This is a genomic window from Sphingobacteriales bacterium, from assembly GCA_016700115.1.
Lineage (GTDB): Bacteria > Bacteroidota > Bacteroidia > Chitinophagales > UBA2359 > UBA2359.
The window spans coordinates 4547587-4567417 of the sequence record CP064999.1; the positions used below are offsets into that span (position 1 = coordinate 4547587).

Annotated in this window: 15 protein-coding genes; 6 read left to right on the forward strand and 9 right to left on the reverse strand. The window is 38.3% G+C overall.

The window, feature by feature from the left end; translation table 11 throughout:
* Nucleotides 1-38 precede the first annotated feature (38 nt).
* The 3 genes from IPM47_16275 to IPM47_16285 form a co-directional block, all read right to left on the reverse strand.
* Nucleotides 39-1955 (reverse strand): type IIA DNA topoisomerase subunit B, encoded by a 1917-nt coding sequence (locus tag IPM47_16275; protein ID QQS28401.1) that lies wholly within the window; start codon nucleotides 1953-1955, stop codon nucleotides 39-41.
* A gap of 318 nt (nucleotides 1956-2273) precedes the next feature.
* On the reverse strand, nucleotides 2274-4259 hold the full coding sequence (locus IPM47_16280) for a cation:proton antiporter (GenBank protein QQS28402.1): 1986 nt from the start codon (nucleotides 4257-4259) through the stop codon (nucleotides 2274-2276).
* Between the two features lie 125 nt (nucleotides 4260-4384).
* Nucleotides 4385-5692 (reverse strand): deoxyribodipyrimidine photo-lyase, encoded by a 1308-nt coding sequence (locus IPM47_16285; protein ID QQS28403.1) that lies wholly within the window; start codon nucleotides 5690-5692, stop codon nucleotides 4385-4387.
* 106 nt (nucleotides 5693-5798) lie between these two features.
* On the opposite strand from IPM47_16285, the gene IPM47_16290 reads away from it, so the two are divergent.
* A complete protein-coding gene (locus tag IPM47_16290) occupies nucleotides 5799-6326 on the forward strand; it encodes a putative metal-dependent hydrolase (GenBank protein QQS31505.1) in 528 nt (175 codons plus the stop codon).
* Between the two features lie 56 nt (nucleotides 6327-6382).
* Nucleotides 6383-6856, forward strand: coding sequence for a gliding motility lipoprotein GldH (gene gldH / locus IPM47_16295; protein QQS28404.1), 474 nt, complete (start codon nucleotides 6383-6385; stop codon nucleotides 6854-6856).
* Nucleotides 6857-6902: 46 nt separating this feature from the next.
* Here gldH and IPM47_16300 read toward each other — a convergent pair whose 3' ends face one another.
* The 3 genes from IPM47_16300 to IPM47_16310 form a co-directional block, all read right to left on the reverse strand.
* A complete protein-coding gene (locus IPM47_16300; GenBank protein QQS28405.1) occupies nucleotides 6903-7529 on the reverse strand; it encodes a DUF697 domain-containing protein in 627 nt (208 codons plus the stop codon).
* A gap of 148 nt (nucleotides 7530-7677) precedes the next feature.
* On the reverse strand, nucleotides 7678-8256 hold the full coding sequence (locus tag IPM47_16305; GenBank protein QQS28406.1) for a hypothetical protein: 579 nt from the start codon (nucleotides 8254-8256) through the stop codon (nucleotides 7678-7680).
* Between the two features lie 99 nt (nucleotides 8257-8355).
* Nucleotides 8356-8925, reverse strand: coding sequence for a thioredoxin family protein (locus tag IPM47_16310; protein ID QQS28407.1), 570 nt, complete (start codon nucleotides 8923-8925; stop codon nucleotides 8356-8358).
* A 200-nt stretch (nucleotides 8926-9125) separates the two neighbouring features.
* Here IPM47_16310 and IPM47_16315 point away from each other — a divergent pair, with 200 nt between their 5' ends.
* Nucleotides 9126-10376 carry an aspartyl protease family protein gene (locus tag IPM47_16315; GenBank protein ID QQS28408.1) on the forward strand — a complete coding sequence of 417 codons (1251 nt, stop codon included), beginning with the start codon at nucleotides 9126-9128 and terminating at the stop codon, nucleotides 10374-10376.
* A gap of 208 nt (nucleotides 10377-10584) precedes the next feature.
* Here the strand turns inward: IPM47_16315 and IPM47_16320 are convergent, their stop codons facing one another.
* Both IPM47_16320 and IPM47_16325 read right to left on the reverse strand, forming a co-directional pair.
* Nucleotides 10585-12273: a PDZ domain-containing protein gene (locus IPM47_16320; GenBank protein ID QQS28409.1), complete on the reverse strand. Its 1689-nt coding sequence runs from the start codon at nucleotides 12271-12273 to the stop codon at nucleotides 10585-10587.
* A 180-nt stretch (nucleotides 12274-12453) separates the two neighbouring features.
* The gene (locus IPM47_16325; GenBank protein ID QQS28410.1) at nucleotides 12454-16941 is read right to left on the reverse strand and encodes a choice-of-anchor J domain-containing protein; all 4488 of its coding nucleotides are present in this window, start codon (nucleotides 16939-16941) and stop codon (nucleotides 12454-12456) included.
* A gap of 361 nt (nucleotides 16942-17302) precedes the next feature.
* On the opposite strand from IPM47_16325, the gene IPM47_16330 reads away from it, so the two are divergent.
* From IPM47_16330 to IPM47_16340, 3 genes are read left to right on the forward strand one after another with little or no spacing between them, the layout of a single operon-like run.
* Entirely contained in the window at nucleotides 17303-17815 is a 513-nt protein-coding gene (locus IPM47_16330; GenBank protein QQS28411.1) for an asparaginase, read from the forward strand.
* Nucleotides 17816-17868: 53 nt separating this feature from the next.
* On the forward strand, nucleotides 17869-18657 hold the full coding sequence (locus IPM47_16335) for a hypothetical protein (GenBank protein ID QQS28412.1): 789 nt from the start codon (nucleotides 17869-17871) through the stop codon (nucleotides 18655-18657).
* Nucleotides 18654-19100: a hypothetical protein gene (locus tag IPM47_16340; protein QQS28413.1), complete on the forward strand. Its 447-nt coding sequence runs from the start codon at nucleotides 18654-18656 to the stop codon at nucleotides 19098-19100. Before IPM47_16335 ends, IPM47_16340 begins: the two co-directional genes overlap by 4 nt.
* A 439-nt stretch (nucleotides 19101-19539) precedes the next feature.
* Here IPM47_16340 and IPM47_16345 read toward each other — a convergent pair whose 3' ends face one another.
* Nucleotides 19540-19821, reverse strand: coding sequence for a rhodanese-like domain-containing protein (locus tag IPM47_16345; protein ID QQS28414.1), 282 nt, complete (start codon nucleotides 19819-19821; stop codon nucleotides 19540-19542).
* Between the last annotated feature and the right edge of the window lie 10 nt (nucleotides 19822-19831).

A 19831-nucleotide genomic window follows, 5' to 3' on the forward strand; every position in this document is an offset into this window, starting at 1 on the left:
AAAGTAGTTAGAAAGTCTATAAAATAGTAATATACATCTTAAACTGCTAAAAGGTCAGTTTCTTCTTCCTGAAGAAAAACTTCTGCCAATTCCTCTTCTAAGCGGAGGTTTTCGATGATAAACTCCTGTCTGTCAGGTGTATTCTTGCCCATATAATAAGAAAGGAGTTTGGAAATTGTAGAATCCTGACTAAGTAAAACAGGTTGAAGCCGGATGTCTTTACCAATAAATTTGCCAAATTCATCGGGGGATATTTCACCTAAACCTTTAAATCGTGTAATTTCAGGTTTTCCTCTCAGGCGATTGATAGCCTCTTGTTTTTCCTGTTCATTGTAACAATAAAAGGTCTGTTGTTTATCACGCACCCGGAACAGAGGAGTATCGAGAATATAGACATGTCCGTTTCGAACCAAATCCGGAAAAAACTGAAGGAAAAAAGTCAAAAGAAGGAGGCGGATATGCATTCCGTCCACATCGGCATCAGTAGCCACTATAATTTGGTTGTACCGAAGTCCATCCAATCCATCTTCTATATTTAAGGCGTGTTGGAGGAGGTTAAACTCTTCGTTTTGATAGACAATTTTTTTGCTTGAGCCAAAACAGTTCAGGGGTTTTCCCCTAAGGCTAAACACTGCCTGAGTTTCAACACTCCGGGCTTTGGTAATTGAACCACTTGCGGAATCTCCTTCTGTTATAAATAAAGAACTATCAAACCTTTTTTCACCTCCACCGTCTTCGTTAAGATGATAGCGGCAATCCCGCAGTTTTTTGTTGTGAAGATTTGCTTTTTTGGCCTGTTGTTTGGCCAATTGTTTAATACCACTCAATTCTTTTCGCTCTCTTTCTGACTGCATTATTCGTTTTAGCAATGCATCAGCAATAGCAGGATTTTTGTGCAGATAATTGTCGAGGTGTTCTTTTAAAAAATCCGTAACAAAAGATCGGACGGTTACTCCGTCAGGGCCAACGTTTGCTGAACCGAGTTTTGTTTTTGTTTGAGATTCAAACACAGGCTCTTCAATCCGGATGCTGATTGCTGCAATGACAGAAGCACGTATATCGGAAGTATCAAAGTTTTTATTGTAAAATTCACGAATAGTTTTAACTAATGCCTCTTTGAATGCTACCAAATGCGTGCCTCCAAGTGGAGTATATTGTCCATTTACAAAAGCATAATATTCTTCCCCATATTGATCGCCGTGCGTTAGGGCAACTTCCATATCATGCCCTTTCAGATGTATAATCGGGTAGCGCAATTCATCCGGATTGGTTTTACGACCTAACAAATCGAGCAATCCGTTTTTTGATAAGTATTGCTGTCCATTTAAATAAATGCTCAGTCCGGCATTCAAATAGGCATAGTTCCAAACCTGATTTTCAATATGTTCAGCAATGAAATGGTAATTCCTGAAAATCTGATCGTCCGGTTCAAAAGAGATAAATGTGCCGTTTGGCTCTTTGGTTGGCATCACCGGGGGATCACTAACCAATTCTCCTCGTTCAAATTCAGCCTTTTTCATCTGACCGTCCCGTACCGCATAAATTGAAAATTTCTTTGCCAAAGCATTAACTGCTTTAGTTCCCACGCCATTCAGTCCGACAGATTTTTTAAATGCCTTTGAATCATATTTTCCACCTGTATTGATTTTTGAAACACAATCCAACACTTTGCCCAAAGGAATACCACGTCCATAATCTCGAACTTCAATTCGCTGGCCATTTAGTTTTATCTCTATTTTTTTCCCAAATCCCATTACATATTCATCAATAGAATTGTCTATGATTTCTTTGATGAGTATGTAAATACCATCGTCTGCCGAACTACCGTCTCCTGTCTTACCGATGTACATACCCGGACGCAATCTTATATGCTCCCTCCAATCGAGCGACCTGATATTGTCTTCTGTATATTCAACCGTAAGCAAATCTTGTGTTGTGGTTTTTTCTTTTGACATTTTCTATTTTTTATCCGGGGGTGTTTTCAATATTGTCAGGTTATTACAAGCTTTCAAATAGTCTGATTGAATGTGCAAAATTAGCAAATTAACCCTTGTTCTTACCTTATGGGGCAAAAATACCAACAATATTAGCTTTTCAAAAGAATTTCATTCTTTTTTTAAAAAAAATACAAAAATATTTTGCATCTTTAAGGAAATCAATAACCAGATTATGATTCTAAAGCAACTAATTACAAAATGTAATTACAAATGAACCTTAGGATACAAAGACCTGATTGTTCAGAGTTGTTGAACAGAAAAACCGACTAATCCATTTCAGTTTACTTCTTTGTAAAAAGCGGCTATATGTTTTGTGTTTCCACTCAGGTAAAGTAAATCATTTTGAAGGATTTTCAATTCCGGAGTGATATTGGAAATCAACTCTCCGTTTCTTGAAATTGCCAGAATATTGACTGAATAATTCTTTCTGATATTTGCTTCGTGAATGGTTTTGCCTACTACTTCACCACTGTCGGCAATCACTCTGACACATTCAATATTAAAGTTTGGTAAGGTTTCGGTTTGTGGCAAAGGATTAGAAGCTCTGATAGGCCTTAGCATTTGATAATTGTCGGAACGTATGTCCTGAACCAATTTGTCGAGGTCGTTTATAGGAACTAAAAATTTTTGAAGTGCCCTTGCAAAAATTTCGATGGATGTTTCAAATTCTTCGGGGATAACTTCGTCAGCTCCGAGATTAAGTAATTCATCTGTTTCTTTTACAAAACGAGTACGAACAATGAGGTAAACTGTTGGAGATAAGTTTCGGATGTTCGCTACCATCGTTTTGGTTGCTTGTGGATCTGAAATGGCTATGACCGCCACTCTTGCATTTTCAAGTTGCACTTCATGTAGGATATGTTCTTGAGTAGCATCACCATACACCATCTTCTCCCCTCTTTCTTTACCTTCTAACACAGCTTCCATATTCAGTTCTACAATAAGCGTGGGAATATTGGCATAACGGGCTGCCCGTGATACATTTCTTCCATTTACTCCATAACCAATAATTACTAAATGATTGTCAATGGATGAATTCTCTGAAGTTCCAAGGCTTGCCGGCTGAGGGGTCTGTTTAAGACTAAATTGTTTGAATATAGGAAGTTTTAGTAAAAATCTAAATATCTGTTCAGAATTGAGCAGGATAAATGGGGTTATTCCCATAGTAATAATAGAAACTGACAAAAAATATTGATTGTGAAGCGAACTTAAAAGTCCTTCTTTGATGCCGGTCTGTGAGAGTATAAACGAAAACTCTCCAACCTGAAATAGAGATAGCCCCGTTAGTATGACAACCCGAAAGGGAAAACGCAAAAAAGCAGCAGCTAATCCGGCAATTATTGCCTTTAAGAAAATGACAATAACTGCTAAGAATAAAATCAAGGCTAAATGGGACAATAAAAAATTCATATCGAGCAACATGCCGATTGACACAAAAAAGAAACTTGTAAACAACTCCCTGAAAGGAATGATATTGCTTGTTGCCTGATGACTATACTCAGATTCAGAGATGATAAGTCCGGCTAAAAAAGCACCCAAAGCGAGTGACAAACCTGCAAAAGATGTGAGGAAAGCTACTAAGAAACAAACTGCAATTGTTGTAAGTATAAACAGGTCTTTACTGCGAGTTCTGGTTACTAAATAAAACAATTTTGGCACAACATATTTTGCACTAAGCAGCGTAATTACCAAAACTCCGATTGTTTTAAGCAATAACATTAAAACTTCTAACGCCACATTTTCAGAATTGCCGGCTAAAATTGGGGTGATAAGCATCATAGGAACGACCACAATATCCTGAAAAATGAGGATACCTAATGAAATTCGACCATGTGGTGCATTGATTTCGTTCTTTTCCTGCAATATACGAAGTACAACAGCCGTACTTGACAACGAAAACAGGAAACCTATAAAAACTGCGGATGCCCAATGTATCTTAAACAAAACAAGTGTTACTATTGCTGCTAAAATTGTCAATCCGACCTGAATAGCCCCTCCTATAAAAACAGTTTTTCGGATGGCAATAAGCTGTTTAAGTGAAAGTTCCAATCCGATAACAAAAAGCAGCAAGATGACTCCAATTTCAGCCAATAATTCTACTTCATGGGTTGCATGAACAAGACTTAAACCATTTGGGCCTATCAGGATTCCGGTTGCCAGAAATCCGATGATGGATGGTAGCTTGAAGCGGTAAAACGCTAAAACCACCAAAACAGACAGGCTTAATATTACGATTACATCTTGCAGCAATGGAATTTGCATAACACTTGAAAACTTTTAAATGTTTGTATGGCCAAAGATAGGACAATATATCTCTGCATCAAAGGGGAAAAACAGGTGAGTTTAAAACTGGCCGGAATGTCTGAATTCTTACTTACAAAATTGGTTTATAAGTCTTTTGCTGCCTTTTTGTATGTTTCAAGTGCTCGCAACCTTGCGAAATTGTGTTCAACGATTGGTTTGGGGTAAGTTACCTTATTGTATTCCGGTACCCATTTTTTTATATAGGTAAAATCCGGGTCATATTCTTTTGCCTGAGTTGCAGGATTAAAAATTCTGAAATAAGGAGCTGCATCACAACCGGTACCTGCTGCCCATTGCCAGCCACCGTTATTGGATGCAAGTTCGTAGTCCAATAACTTTCCGGCAAAATAAGCCTCTCCCCACCTCCAGTCAATTAACAGGTGTTTGGTTAAAAAGCTTGCTGTAATCATTCTCAACCGGTTATGCATGAACCCGGTTGCGTTGAGTTCTCTCATTCCTGCATCTACAAAAGGATAGCCGGTCATTCCTTGACACCATTTTTCAAACTCTTCCTCATTGTTCCTCCATTCTATGGCATCGAACTGCGGCTTGAATGAACGAGTAACAACATGTGGAAAATGATATAGTATCATTTGATAAAAATCTCTCCAAATCAGTTCATTCAACCATTTGTGGCTAAAGCTTGTGGCTTTCAGAACCATTTCACGGATGCTGATTGTACCGAAACGGAAATGTACGCCCAATCTTGAAGTGCCGTTAACAGCAGGAAAATCCCTAAACACTTCGTAATTCTCAATCAAATTGTCTTTGACTGTAATAGGAATGAAATCATTTCTTTTGGAGGAGAACCCTATCATTTCTAAAGAAGGCAGTATAAAAGGTTGATAGGGATAAAAATTTTTTATGTCGAGCGCATTGCCTGTAATTATTGGCGGATTTTTATCGAACTGTGCTTTCCAGTTTTTACTATATGGGGTAAAAACAGTGTACGGCTTTCCTGTGCCGGTTAATATTTCACTTTTTTCAAAAATCACATGGTCTTTAAACCCATAAAAGGGAATGCCTTTTGAAGACAAAAATTCATAAATCTGACGGTCGCGTTGTTGAGCATAAGGTTCATAATCGCGGTTAAAATAAACAGCCCCAACTTCAAATTCTTCCAGCACTTTTTTCCATACTTCCAAAGGTTTACCAATAGCGATTATTATATTGGATTTATTAGACAACAAATCTCTCCGCAGCAAAATAATGCTTTGATAAATAAAACTTACCCTTGAATCATCTTTATCAGGAAGTTGATCTAAAATGTTTTTATCAAATATAAATAACGGAAGTACCGGTAAGTTTCCCGATAAGGCATTCCAAAGTGCGGTATTGTCGTGCAATCTCAAATCCCTTCTGAACCAATGTATGGCTATTTTAGGTTTCATAGTTGTTTGTTTTGATGAAATTTACTCAAAAAACTCTATATTTGCAAAATTCGGTTTGCCGCTTACTTCCTTCTTAAACCAATTTACCCACATGCAAAATACAAATTTGTACCAACTTCGTTTTCCAATTGGAGAATTTTTAGAACCTCAGGAATATCCGGTAAGTTTAATCAATACATGGATAAAAGAAATTGACGAATTGCCCGTTCAGCTTCAAACTGAAGCCGGGCATTTAAACGAGTTACAGCTAAATACACCTTACCGGCCGGAAGGATGGACTCTTCGGCAAGTCATCCACCATATTGCAGATAGTCATCTCAATAGTTTTATCCGGTTTAAGTTGGCTTTAACAGAAGAAAATCCCACCATTAAGCCTTATTTTGAAGAGCGTTGGGCCAATTTACCAGATTACTCAATGCCGGTTCAGGTCTCTTTTCAATTACTCGTTCATTTACATGCAAGATGGGTACATCTGCTATTTTCTCTGACCCAACAAGATTTAAACAAAACCTATTACCACCCTGAAAACAAGCGTGAATTTACGCTTCAATATGCCATTGGTCTATACGCCTGGCATGGGAAACATCATCTTGCCCATATACAGTCCCTCAAAAAAAGACAAGGATGGGATTAAAATCAATCAACAAATTATTTACAGCATTGAATTGCGGGGCTACTCATTTTCAATTTATGCGATTCATATTTCAGGGCGTTTTGTTTACTTTAATACTCTTCACCGTATCCTGTAACTCAAACAGGCTTTACCATCGGGTTATAAAAGTTCCTGAAACTGTTTGGAACAACGGTGACAGATACAGGTTTGTGATTCCAGTTAATAAAGAAACAGAAAAAACAAATTTGCACTTGTTTTTGAGATATGCTTCCGCTTTTCAATATAGCGAGTTTGAGGTTAAATTTTTGATTTATGCGCCTGATAAATCTCTTGTGGCAGAAGAAACCTCCAAACTTTCTATAAGAACCCAAGAAGGCGAACTTACAGGAGATGGATTAGGTAATATCTGGGATAAAGAATTTACCTTGTTAGAAAATACGGATATTTTTAAACAACCCGGAAAATACACCTTTGAAATCAGCCATTTAATGCCCGAAGCACAAGTATTTTTTATCAGTGAAATCGGCATTTCTCTATATCGGGCTGAGTAAAATATAAGAAATATCAACAAAACAGAGAGCTTATCGCAGAGAAGTACTAAATTGAATCCAATAATTCCTGCTTTTTAGCTTTAAATTCTTCATCGGAAATAAACCCTTGTTCATTAAGACCCCCCAGTTCTTTGATTAATTCCAGTGTTTCTAATTTGTGAATATGCGATTTTAAAACTTTGAGTTTTTCTAATTCAGAGTCTTTTTGGTCAACAGCAAGTTCATTTTCCAATTGCGCAGCCACTTCCTTACCTGCTTCAAATTCTGACCCGTACAAAACTTCCGCTTCATCCAAATCAATTTCTTCAGGCGATATACCGGCATCGAAATTATGTAAAAAAACTTTTCCAATGGCATAAGTGGATGCCCCCGATAAAATAACCGCCGAAACACCACCAATAATAGTACCTATACCGGGAATTGTTTTTAATAAACTTGCCCCCAACCGGGCAAGACTATTCCCGGCAATAGCGGTTATTATGTTTTGTGCAACCTGTTTAGAATAAGGTTTTTCATACAAATCACATAACTCTTTCAGCATCCTGATTTGCAGAGTAGTTAATGCCAAAATATCGGCCATTGGAACAGGAATTATGGCTGTTCCCATTGATAAGATAACATGATGGGTTATTAAATCAGTGGCTTTGCGATGGCGTTTCTCCTCCTCTGTCATAACTTATTCAAATGGTTTGGTTGGTAATAATTGAGTTTTTTTAAACGCTTTGTAAATAACTATTCATAATATAAAAAAAGCACCGGATTTTAAAGAATCCGATGCTAATTTATTAACACTAAAAAAACTTAAAAACCAAATGGCAATTTTAATTTTCTGCTTTTTTGTTTTTGCAACCCGTAGCTTTGTTTGCACAGCATCCGGATTTTTTTTCAGATGAAACACCGGGAGATTCAATCATTTTCGTGCTTCCTTCTTCGGTATTGTTTTCAACGTTTGCTGAAGCTTTTTTACCTGCGCAAGCAGCCGGATCACACTTTTTGCCTGAAGCGGCAGTTTTTGAAGCGCAGGTAGTTCCAACTTTAGAAGCATCCCCTTCAGAAACGCCGGCAGATTCTACCATTTTAGTGCTGCTTTCATCTGTATTATTTTCAGCACTGGCGGCAGCTTTTTTGGCAGCACATGCAGCAGGATCGCATTTTTTACCGGAAGCTGAAGCCTTAGATGCACAAGAAGTACCGGTTTTAGCTGCATCTTCTGAAACACCTGCAGTTTCTACCATTTTAGTGCTGCTTTCGTCTGTATTATTTTCAGCACTGGCGGCAGCTTTTTTGGCAGCGCAGGAAGATTTATGATTCTGATCAACATCAGAATATGTTTGTGCAGATACATGGTTGAATGCCAATAAAGCAACGGCTAATAATAAAACACTAAAAAATCTTTTCATGTTAATTGTTAATTTTAAGTTAAAATTGTAAATCGTTAATATCGCCTGACAAGATAAGAACAAATTCTGGTTTGTCTGTTTTTTGTGAGTTAAAAATTGTTAATAAGGAGATTCACTTTTCCATTTAATGCTACATCCGATACTAGGGTATTGTTTTTCCTCAATTTTTGTGCCGTTTAATAAAGCATTTAACACCTTTCTGATATCTTCTCCGGTTAATGGGATATTATTTCCGGGTCTTGAACCATCCAAACGTCCGCGATAAACACAGGTTAAATTATGATCAAATATACTGAAGTCAGGAGTACATACCGCGTGGTAGTCTTTCGCTGTTTGTTGGGTTTCATCAAATAAATAAGGAAATGGATACTTTAATTCTAATGCTCTCTGACGCATATTTTCCGGACTATCTGCTGGATATTTTTCTACATCATTGCTGTTAATGGCTATGAATGAAACACCTAACGGGATATATTCACCGGCAAGTCTAACCAATTCAGGATTTACATGTACGACATAAGGACAATGATTGCAGATGAACATGACCACAGTTGCTACTTCTCCTTTTAATTCTTCCAAAGATAATTTTTCTTCACTTACTGTATCGGGAAGATTAAAATCAGGTGCTACAAACCCTAACTCTAATTCTATGGTTTCTAAGGCAGGCATTTATATTTATTTTTAAATTAGGTGTAAATTGATCGCTTCATAAATACAAACTCTTTAAGTAATACTTTTGTTTTCAAATTTGAAAGGAATTGGATTCCCGGAAACCGAATCCAACAATTTTTAACATTAAAGGATTATTCCGGCATTAAATTTAGCTACTCATAGTTCCAGTAAAACAGTAAACCCATTAGGTTGTTCAAATGACATTTAAACAATTCGTATTAATTTGTTTTTGTTTCGCTGCCTTTTATCAGGATAGCGGTAATAGTTTGATTGCTCAGACATCTAATTCCGGTTTTCGATTTAATGCAAAACATCGCAAATCAGTTAGGATTCCAATTGAAATTCATCACAATTTAATCCTGTTGCCTATCAGGCTGAACAATTCTATTGATGTTAACTTCATTGTAGATACAGGCTCACGAACCACAATTTTAACCGAGCCTTTGCTGCTCAATTTGGCCGGAATTTCAAATCAGGGACGTAACATTCAAATACAAGGACTTGGGCAGGGTGAATCTATTACAGCACAGATGTTGGAAGGAGTAAAGATGAGTATGACAGGTGTTGAAGGGCAAAACATGCAATTAGTAGTTCTGCCGTCAAACCTGATTTCATTTTCTGAAATTTTTGGCAAACCGGTCTATGGAATAATTGGGTATGACTTATTCAGCCGTTTTGTTGTAGAAATTGATTACAGGCAAAAATACATCAGACTCTACGATCCCAAACACTACAGAAACAAAGGAAATGGAGAGGCCGTTAAATTAAGTTTTAGAAAAGGAAAGCCTTATTTACAAGTAGCTTTATCCTCAAATAGTACGGATACCACTTCTCTTCAATTGCTTTTAGATACGGGAGCAACTCAGGCACTCACCATTTTTTATCAAAAACTCTCCTCACCTGAGAAACAAATTGAAGCCTACCTTGGAAGAGGACTAAGCGGGGATATTATGGGAAAACTCGGACGAATAGATCTGCTCAGGCTTGGAAATTATGAGTTGCGAAATGTGATTACAGGGTTTCCCGATGATGCATCATTGCAGTTTGCAGTTAATCAGATTCATCTTTGGGACGGCAACCTTGGTGCTGATGCTTTGAGCAGATTTAAAGTAACAATAAACTATCCGAATGAGGAATTGTATTTGGTAAAAAACAAAAATTTTAACAAGCCCTTTGAATACGACCTTTGTGGAGTACAATTAGAAGCAAGAGCTCCTGAGTTCAAACATATATTTGTCAATTATATCCGCCCGAATTCGCCTGCTGAAAGGGCCGGAATAATGATTGGAGACGAAGTTATCAGTATAAACGGAGAACCTGTTGCATCTGCTACCTTGGGTGAGTTATACCATAATTTAAATCGTAAAAGCAATGAAAAGGTAAAAATACGAATCAGACGCAATGGAAAGTTTCAGACCATCGTATTTTTAGTTGAGGATATTTTATAAATAATACAGAGCATTCATTCAAAATAGTCCATAATTTTTTACGGTTATTTGCAACAGGTAGTTTAGATACTTGTGTCGGGTTAAAAAGTAAAACAATGCAGGTATCGCTATTTTAAATATTCATGTCTGCCTGAGGTTAGTTTTCAGTTTGAAGGAAAATAAACTGAATTGGAGCAAACGAAATGAAGAAGAAACAGAGGAAAACAGCTCAACGCTGACCTTGTTGTTTATGGTTGGCAACTCCGTTTGGTTGAGAAGATGAAGTTGTTTGCAATAAAATAAATTCATGCGCTTTTTGAAGTGTTTTGTCAATGTCTTGTGAAACAAAGTAAAAACCTTCGTAATTCCATTTCTGCTTGGCAATATAGGATTTTATATAATTTTTGAATTCGTGTTCATTTTTCAGAAGTTGTCTTTCATCTAAGAAGCCCAATTTGTTCTTCACAAAATTTCTGAATTGTCGGTATAAATCCGGGTCAATGTTGTAGTTGTTCCTAAAATCCTGCAGATTATTATATTTGCTGAATTCGGCAGTATGATTGCTGTAATAATGATAAGTAAATTCGGGAATTACCCTGCGTACACTCAAAGAAAAAGGATCTAAACCAACCGTATCTAAAGCAATAAAAATATCAGGAGAAATACCCCCTCCTCCATAGACAGTTCTGCCTTCTACCAACGTGTTGTAAGCGATAGTATCAGTTCGGTAAGACAAATCAGACAGACTATCTTTACCGGTTAGTTCTCCTTCGGTGTAGCGGGTTTCTAATTCTTCATTATAATGCCGGTACCCGTAATTGTAAGGTTTTTGAATACTGCGTCCAGTTGGTGTATAGTATCTGGCAATAGTCAATCTTAAACCGCTACCGCTCGACAAATCGTATTGTTCCTGTACCAATCCTTTGCCGAAAGTTCTTCTGCCTATAACTGTACCACGATCCCAATCCTGAACTGCACCCGCAAGAATTTCACTGGCTGAAGCTGAGCCTTCATCTATTAACAAGACTACTTGTCCCGATTCAAACTTTCCGGTACGGCGAGCGGTTGCGCGATATTCTTTACGCGGATAAGTACGGCCTTCTGTGTAAACCAACAATTTATCTCCGTCAATCAATTCATCTGCAATAGCTACAGCAGAATGAAGATAGCCGCCCGGATTTTGACGAAGATCTATAATCAGTTTGCCCATTCCTTTGTCTTGTAATGCAATGAGATTATCCATAAACTCATTATAGGTATTGGCACTGAACCGGTTTATTTTGATATATCCAACTTCTTTATCCAACATAAAAGCGGCATCAACACTAACCAAAGGGATGTCTTGCCGGGTAATGGAATAGTCAATCCATCTTTGTTCTCCAAACCTGACAATTCTCACGTTAACCTTACTGTTGAGTTCACCTCTTAGTTTTTCGAGTACCATTTTATTGGTAATGCCAATACCTGCTACATTGGTGTCATTGATTGCTACAATTTTATCGCCCGATAATATTCCGAGTTTATCTGATGGACCTCCGGCAACTGGAGTAACAACTACAATTGTATCATCTACAATTGAAAATTCAATGCCGATGCCAACAAAATTGCCTTCGAGCGATTCTGTAACTTCCTGCATATTATCGGCAGCAATATAGTTTGAATGAGGGTCTAAATCCTGAAGTGCTTGCTCAATCAATCTTTGAATAAAAGCCTGACTGTCAATTGTATCTACATAGCGGCTGTCAATCAAACTAAGAACTTCCTGCAATTCAGACAGTTGACCACCTTTTACAACTGACATACGGGGCTTCCCTTTCAAGTTTTCGTAGAGTTTAAATCCAAGTTGCATCCCTAATATTAATATCAGGGAATAAACTATGGGCATATAAACATTCCAACGACTTTTAGAAGAGTTCATAAAATACTGATTGTATCAAAATAATAGTCTTAATAATACTTTTACCCGTCTTTAGGTTCTATTTCAGTTTCTTAATTTTATAGCCATTAAATGTCAGCCCTTTTAGTTGAAATAAGTTCCAAACATGTTAAGGTTTTGAATTTCTCTTCAAATCCCGTGTTTTTGATTCTATTTTCAACTTTAATATCTAACTAATGAAAGTCCGATTGATCCGGCCCGTAGGTTATACAAGATAAAATCGTTTATTTCAACCTGCCCATCCAGATTAAAGTCAGCATTAAAATACCCGTTATTTTGTCCATTTTGAATGATGAAGATATTATAATCCTGATAATTCACTACCCCATTTGAATTTGCATCGGAAGCGCGAAGTCCATAGAGTCCGTTACCCAAATTTGCCAACTGATCTGCTCCATTGCGAACATTTGCCGGAATTGTGAAATTATAGGGAGTATTTGTGTTGGGCAAAACAATAGTATTATTTCCGACAACTGCGACATGATTTCGATGCCTGACCAAAAGGCGATAAGAATTGCCGGCAGAAAGACCGGATGTAAATACAATACCATTCGATCCGTCCGTATTCAGAATTACTCCATCGTTTTGCAAAAGCGCTGCTTTTCGAGCTATCAAATTATCGGAAGGATCAAGTACGTAAATCAACACCCAATCCACCACGTCAGACGGAAAACTAACTATACTTTCCGTTCCGCTATAATTCCATGGACTCGCATTAAAAGGTTGGTTAAAAGGAAGCAAGTTATTTGAATTCAAAATGGTGTTCATGTTTTGATTCACATTGTTAAAAGCCCCTTCGAGCAGTAATATCGCTTCAACTCTAACTCCTGCCGATATACTTCCACTAATGTTGACATTATCTACAAACAGATTATTACCATACCCATTCAATCCAACAAAACGCAATAGAACAGAATTTCCAACATAAGCACTTAGGTCAACAATTTCATTTCGCCATTGTGAACAATCAGTTGGGCTAAAAGAAGTGGATATGTCCGGAGCAGTGGCTAATGTGTTTCCACTTTTGTTGTAAATTGTCGTATAGTTTTGCCCGCAATCGGTAGATATTTGCACTTGAAGCCCATCAAAAAAGGAATCATTATACCGTGCATAAGCCACATCGAAAGATAATCCGGCACTACCTACCCCATTCAGGTTGATGAGCGGAGTAACCAAATAATCCTGCTGACCTTGATTGGGGTAATTAAAAAAATTGAGAAATGCGGCGTGTAAATAACAGGGCGTGGTTTGAAGCCCCCAGGTAAGATTTCCATCAGGATTTTGAAGTGTCCATCCGGTTGGAGGGAAACCTGCGCTAAAGTCGTGATTATAAGGCAAACCAACCTGTGGAATAACAGTTACGGCAGAAATATTGGATGGTGCAGATGCACAGGCATTGTTAAAATATGCCTGAACCGTATAATTGCCGGTTTCAGTAACCATAAGTGTAGCATTGTTTTGTCCCGGAATAGTTACTCCGTTTTTTAACCATCTGTAACTATGAAACGGAAACATCGGATTTAAAGCTGATGCTGTCAGTAAAGCAGAATTGCCTTCGCATAGTGTTATTGTTTCAGGCACAATGCTTAAAGCTGAAGGTGGCGTTTCTGTAAGGCTGATTGTGTTGGATTGAGCAGTAACACATTCTCCATTCACCAAAACAACCGTAAAATTGCCTCCGGATTCAGGATAAAAACTCTGATTGATTGCACCAAAAACCGGATTGCTGTTTTGATACCATTGATAACCATAGCCCGGAAATCCTCCGGGAAGCGCTGATGCTGTCAACTGAATATTGCCCATACATAAGTTTGTGTTGGAAGGCGGGGTTATTGTTGGAGCCGGTGGTAAAGCACAAGATGCTCCCGGTTCAACTGTTACAAGCACAAAATTTGAGCTTAGTTGACCACAATAAACCAAAAAGTCCAAATTGTTTTGAAGGGTTTGTTGAGACATCCCTATCAATACGTTCAGATTTGGAATAGTGGCTGTTTGATATGAAAACCCATAAACATGGTAGTTTGCAGGAGTAAATGTATTGGAATCCGACAAATCAGAACTGCCATTGATGCCTGTTATCAATCCGGTTCCGTTGTTAACCATGATATAAGTATAGGCATATCCTGCCGGAGGTGAAGGAATTCCGTTATAAACCCCTCCCCCACCCGGAGGAGTAAAATTAATGGTGTAATTTGAAGGAAGGGTTGCCGGTAAGGAAGCATTAAAAGTGCTTAATACAAAGGTATAATTAATGTTAGCAGCTAAAGCAACGTTTAATGTCGAAGAATTTATTGTAGTCGAGGTATTATAACTCGATGCAATCCAGTTGGTACAGGGAGATTGTGGGTTATAAGCTCCATTGTAAACGTGCATCACTATAAAAGAACTTGTTCCTCCTGCGCGGGTAAAGGTGTAATTGCCGCTCACACTTACCATAAATGGATAGGAATCAAAACGGGTGGCATTTCCGGGAAATGAAGTACAAACTCCACTCCCATTATTGGCAGGTAAATATGACTGAGAATCAGAAGTTGACAAATTACCACTAAAATTTGGGTACGCGCTTCCATACGTTGGAGTAAGACTTAAATCTAAGGCGGGTGTACCGGCAGGTGAAGTAACAGAGGTTGTAGGTGTAACAGATGCTGCATTGGCAGCACAAGGAGAACTTATAGTGATTGGTGCATTATTGATATCAAAAAAGATATTATTAGCACATTTTACCTTCACCCTTCCAACTGTTGTGGGAAAACTCGGAATGACAAATGTTTGAGTTCCATCATTGGGTGTATTTGTTGCCAATGAATATGGAAAAGTTTGCCCGGCATTGGTCGAAAACAAAATATCAACATTGGCACAACTGACCGGTGCAGATGTAGTATTTGCTACATCCCAGGTTACGGTTGCCGTATTTGTTCCATTTGCATTCCAGGTTGTCGGACTGTTTTGAGAGGTTACGGTAAATGGGCCGCTCGTATTGCTAACCGTTACAGATGTTGCATCGCAGTCAAATGCTCCACCTAAGGGATTATTGTCCCTGACTGTTAATCGCATATTAATGGTTCTGCTCACATTTGGCAGGATTTCACCGATTGTTTGTGTGTTGTTCAGCAAATCACTCAATTGAGGGAAGGTGCGGTTTGGGTTTGTTGTTGGGTAAAAAGATCGAAACAACGGGGCAGTTGTACTGTTGGCGGCATCGTTTGGAGCCCCCCCTGCTGTGCCGTCGCTGTCAAATTCCTCCCAGCAATAGGTAATGGCATTTCCGTCAGCATCAGTTCCGGTACCGGTCATTTCAAATGGCTTTTGAATGGGAATTGTATAGGTTCCGCCCAAAGGATTGGCGTTTGATACGGGTATAGTATTTCCGGTTGCAATTGTCGTGTTGCAGGAAATACCGTTAATGAAAACTCTCATTTGCTGAAGGCTGATGGCATGGAAATAATCTTCCCTGACAGAACCTATATTCTGCGAACCACAAATTCCCTGATAACTCATAATTGTAGTGCCACTACCCGGTTCATAGGCACCACTCGCTGTTCTTGCCGAACAATTTGATTCTGTTCCATAAAAGGAATGTGTGGCCCCAAACTGATGACCGAATTCATGAGCAACAAGCAGCACCCACCGCGAGAAAAACAGATTGAAATACGTGCTCCACCCCCTACCTTTGGCAGAATTGGTACAAACCACTCCAAATCCTGCTATTCCTGAATTAGAAGCCCCAAAATGAATCACATGCCCCATGTCGAATTGTGAAGTATTGAGAACCGTAACTATTCCTGCATGGGCATTGATGGGTAAACTTGCCGCCGAAGGGTCGAAAGGATCTGTTGCAGCATTACTAAAAATCACACTATTATTTTCGGCAATTAAAGTCATCCTGACACTCATTTCTCTTTCAAAAACAAGATTAATACCATTCAATGTAGCTACAATAAAATCTGAAGCACCTGATACGCCTCCATATTGAGTGGTCAGTTCCCCGGTTGCTGCAATAGCTATTCTAAACTGACGAAGTGCACTGCCCATATTTCCACAATTGCCCCGAACATCTTCATAGCCGGGAAGCTGACCATGTGAAGGCTGTGCAGTGTTACAAACAAAATCTGGGATTAACAAATCAAAATCTGCAAAGACAAGGTGCATGTTTTTTGTTACGCTGTTGCGTAGCGGCTCAATAGCCACAAGCCCTTTATAGGTATGAATAAGTGCGTAAATTCCTGAACTTGTTACTGTCAATCGCATAGAGACATCAATACCGTTTGCTGCCCACCCGAAATAGGTTTTGGTCTCCGGCATTTGTTCCGCTAAACCCGGTTCCATTACCGGAGACTCAACCATATTGAAAGCTAAATTCTGATCCCAGGGCATCGGCAAAGTCAATACCGGCAAACCCGCTGTGTTTTTAGCCTCTTCTGTAAATTCTAATGGAGCAAGTTCCAAAGTTTTTTTTAACCGATCTATATCAAAAGAAAAGGAACGATATTGGTTGGGAAGTTTCACCAACTCCGGAAGATCTATAACAAGCTTCTCTTTAAAAACTAAATTTCGATCAGAATTATCGCCGGGTTGGGCTACTAAAGAATACCCAAACAATATTGAAACCAAAAAACAAAGAAAAACCCGATCTGTGTAATATTTTAACATAGTAAAAAATTATAGATTTGGAGTAGATGATTAGGTAATAAATTGATAACAACTGTGAATATCTAACGCTGCAAAGTTAAAACTACACAAAATTAAGAATGTTTTACATCAACTTAAAAAAAAGGGTTGTGCAATGAAATTCTAACTTTTTTGGTAAAGAAATCAAATCACCCTCCCTGCTTTGGTATATTTGGTACCTACCTAAATTGTGCTAACTTTATGCCGCTATTGCATAACTTATATTCAAAAAACTGACGAAATCCTTTCATTGACCAATTTTAAGTTCATGGATTGACTTTTATCAATATCCACTCAACATTTCAAGCAGCACACTTCCGTTTATCATTTACCAACCAAAAATATGCAAGAACCCATTCGAATATTTGTAACAGGAGGAACATTCGACAAAGAATACGACATGATCAAAGGGCAACTCTATTTTAAAGATACCCACTTGCCTGAAATATTCAAGCTAAGCCGTTGCACCATAGAAATCAATATCCGAACCTTAATGATGATTGACAGTATTGAAATGACGGATATGGACAGAGAAGTCATAGCCAATAATTGCCTCAATATCTCCGAAAATCATATTGTCATTACTCATGGAACTGATACGATGGTTGAAACTGCAAAAGTATTGGCAGCATCCGAAATCACCGGTAAAACTATTGTTTTGACAGGTGCCATGATTCCTTATAAATTTGGAAGCTCTGACGGATTCTTTAACCTCGGCAGTGCTTTAGCCTTTGTTCAAAGCTTACCCCCCGGCGTTTATATTGCAATGAACGGCAGGTATTTCGACTGGAACAATGTTCGTAAAAACCGCGATACCGGAGTTTTTGAAGAATTGAAAAAGCTTCCTGTTAAGTAGGTAAAATATTGTAATCAGATCCAAAAAAAGAAAATAAACCAAAAACTCCAACCATGAATCCATTTAAACAAAGAAGTTCTTTTCCGTCAAGCATTTTGACCGGACTAATTGGTTGGATTGGTTTTATTTTCATTGGCGCACTGATATTTGGCTTTAAGGTTTCGGCAGTCACTTTATTTATACTTGCAACAGGGGCTGCTTTAGCACAGGTAATTTTTTTGCGATTGGCATTTTTTATCCTGCAAATGCAAAAACATATTTTGATCGGTGCATTTTGGGGATTGGTTACTTCCATCGGAATTTATTTTGTGTCCGCCATTTTCTACCCCAACCTGAAAGATCATCCACTTTACTGGCTCATCATTTACGCTTATATCGGAGCGCCGGTAGGAGCTTTTTTATCCTATTTTTACATTGACGACAAAAAAATATTCGACGCTGCCGGCGGACAAAGTGAGGATACTAATTATGGAAGAGATGCTCATTGGCTCGAACCTTTTGGTTTTGGAGCTATTGCCTATCTGATTGCATTTTTCCCTTTTTCCCATTTCGACCTGACAGTCAATGTTTTTATAGTCGGAGCAATGAGCGGAGTGTTTGCTGCCGGAGCAAGTCATTTCTCTCCCGATAAATGGAAACAATCTATTGTTTTGCTACTCCTGATTATTGTCAGCACAGGGTGCATTCAAGGCTATTTAACCGGACTTCTGTTCAGAACCTATACAGACCAACTTTACGCGAGTAACCTCATTCATGGCATCACAGGAGGCATTTTAACCTATCTGATGACCTTTGTCCGTGGACGACAATTAGCAGGCAAAGAAGCAAAGGGTGAACTATGATCTTACAACTCATCTGCCATATTTTACACATCGCAGCCACTTGCACATCACTTGGCGGGCTGTTTTACTCAAGAATGGTTTTGCTGCCAAACATGAAATATGTTCCGGATGAAGCAAGAGATGAATATCTCGATATAATGATCAAACGTTTTGGCTATATTAAATGGGCCGGAGTTATTGTTGTCGCATTGACCGGAATAGTACAATGGTTAGATGTCTATCCTGATGTCATCGAAAAATCTAAGTACCTGCTCGCGTTCGCCTTCAAAATGATTGGCGCAGCCGGACTTTTCTCAATAACCTTTCTGCTTGCGTTGCCCAACGAACGGTTAAAAGGAATGCAAAGACACCGGGCTTATTGGTCAGGTCTTAACCTACTTTGTGCACTATGTATTTTAATTGGGGCCGCTCTGATGAGGGCAGTGCGAAACGGACAACTCTAAAACCATCCGGATTGAAATAGTCAATTTGGAATGTGAAGATCAATTTACCGGTTGTTGCTTATGGAATTTGCTTTTATGCTTGTTTAAGTATATCCTAAACTGAAAGCTGCACATATACAGAAATCTCTGCTTCAAACTTTTAATCTAAAATTGAATAAACAATGAGTCAGTGAACGTTTATAATTAAACGCTTTTTTGTTTAATGTTTGGATATTGGTTATTTTTATTAGTTATTCAACAAATACCCGTTTTAAAAGCTGTTAATTCAATTGAATTACACATTTGTTTTTTCAATCCATTCTGAAACACTTAACACAAAATTTGGCAAACCTGCTTGTGTTTTAAAGTGGTCCAATTCCACCACTTTTAAATCGTGTATTTAGTGGTTCTTGAGTAGTTGTGAAACAGTACCCGCTATTAGGTGCAGGCGTTCTTGTTATCAGTTTGCGTTCAACCATTTATTTGTCCCGCCACAAAGCCAAATTGCGTTCAGTCCGAACTCTTTTAAAAGTTTTGCTCCATCTGCTGACCGTCCACCACCTTTTCCACAAGCTGTAACAAATTGAAAACTTTGGTCAAGTTTGGAAATGTTGTCTTTCAAATCCTGAAGCGAAATGTTCACGGCATTCGGTATATGTGCTTGTTCATATTCTTCTTTACTTCTAACATCAATGATTTGAATTTTTTTGTTTGTTTGAAGTGCATGTTTTACTTCGTCCACTTCAATACAA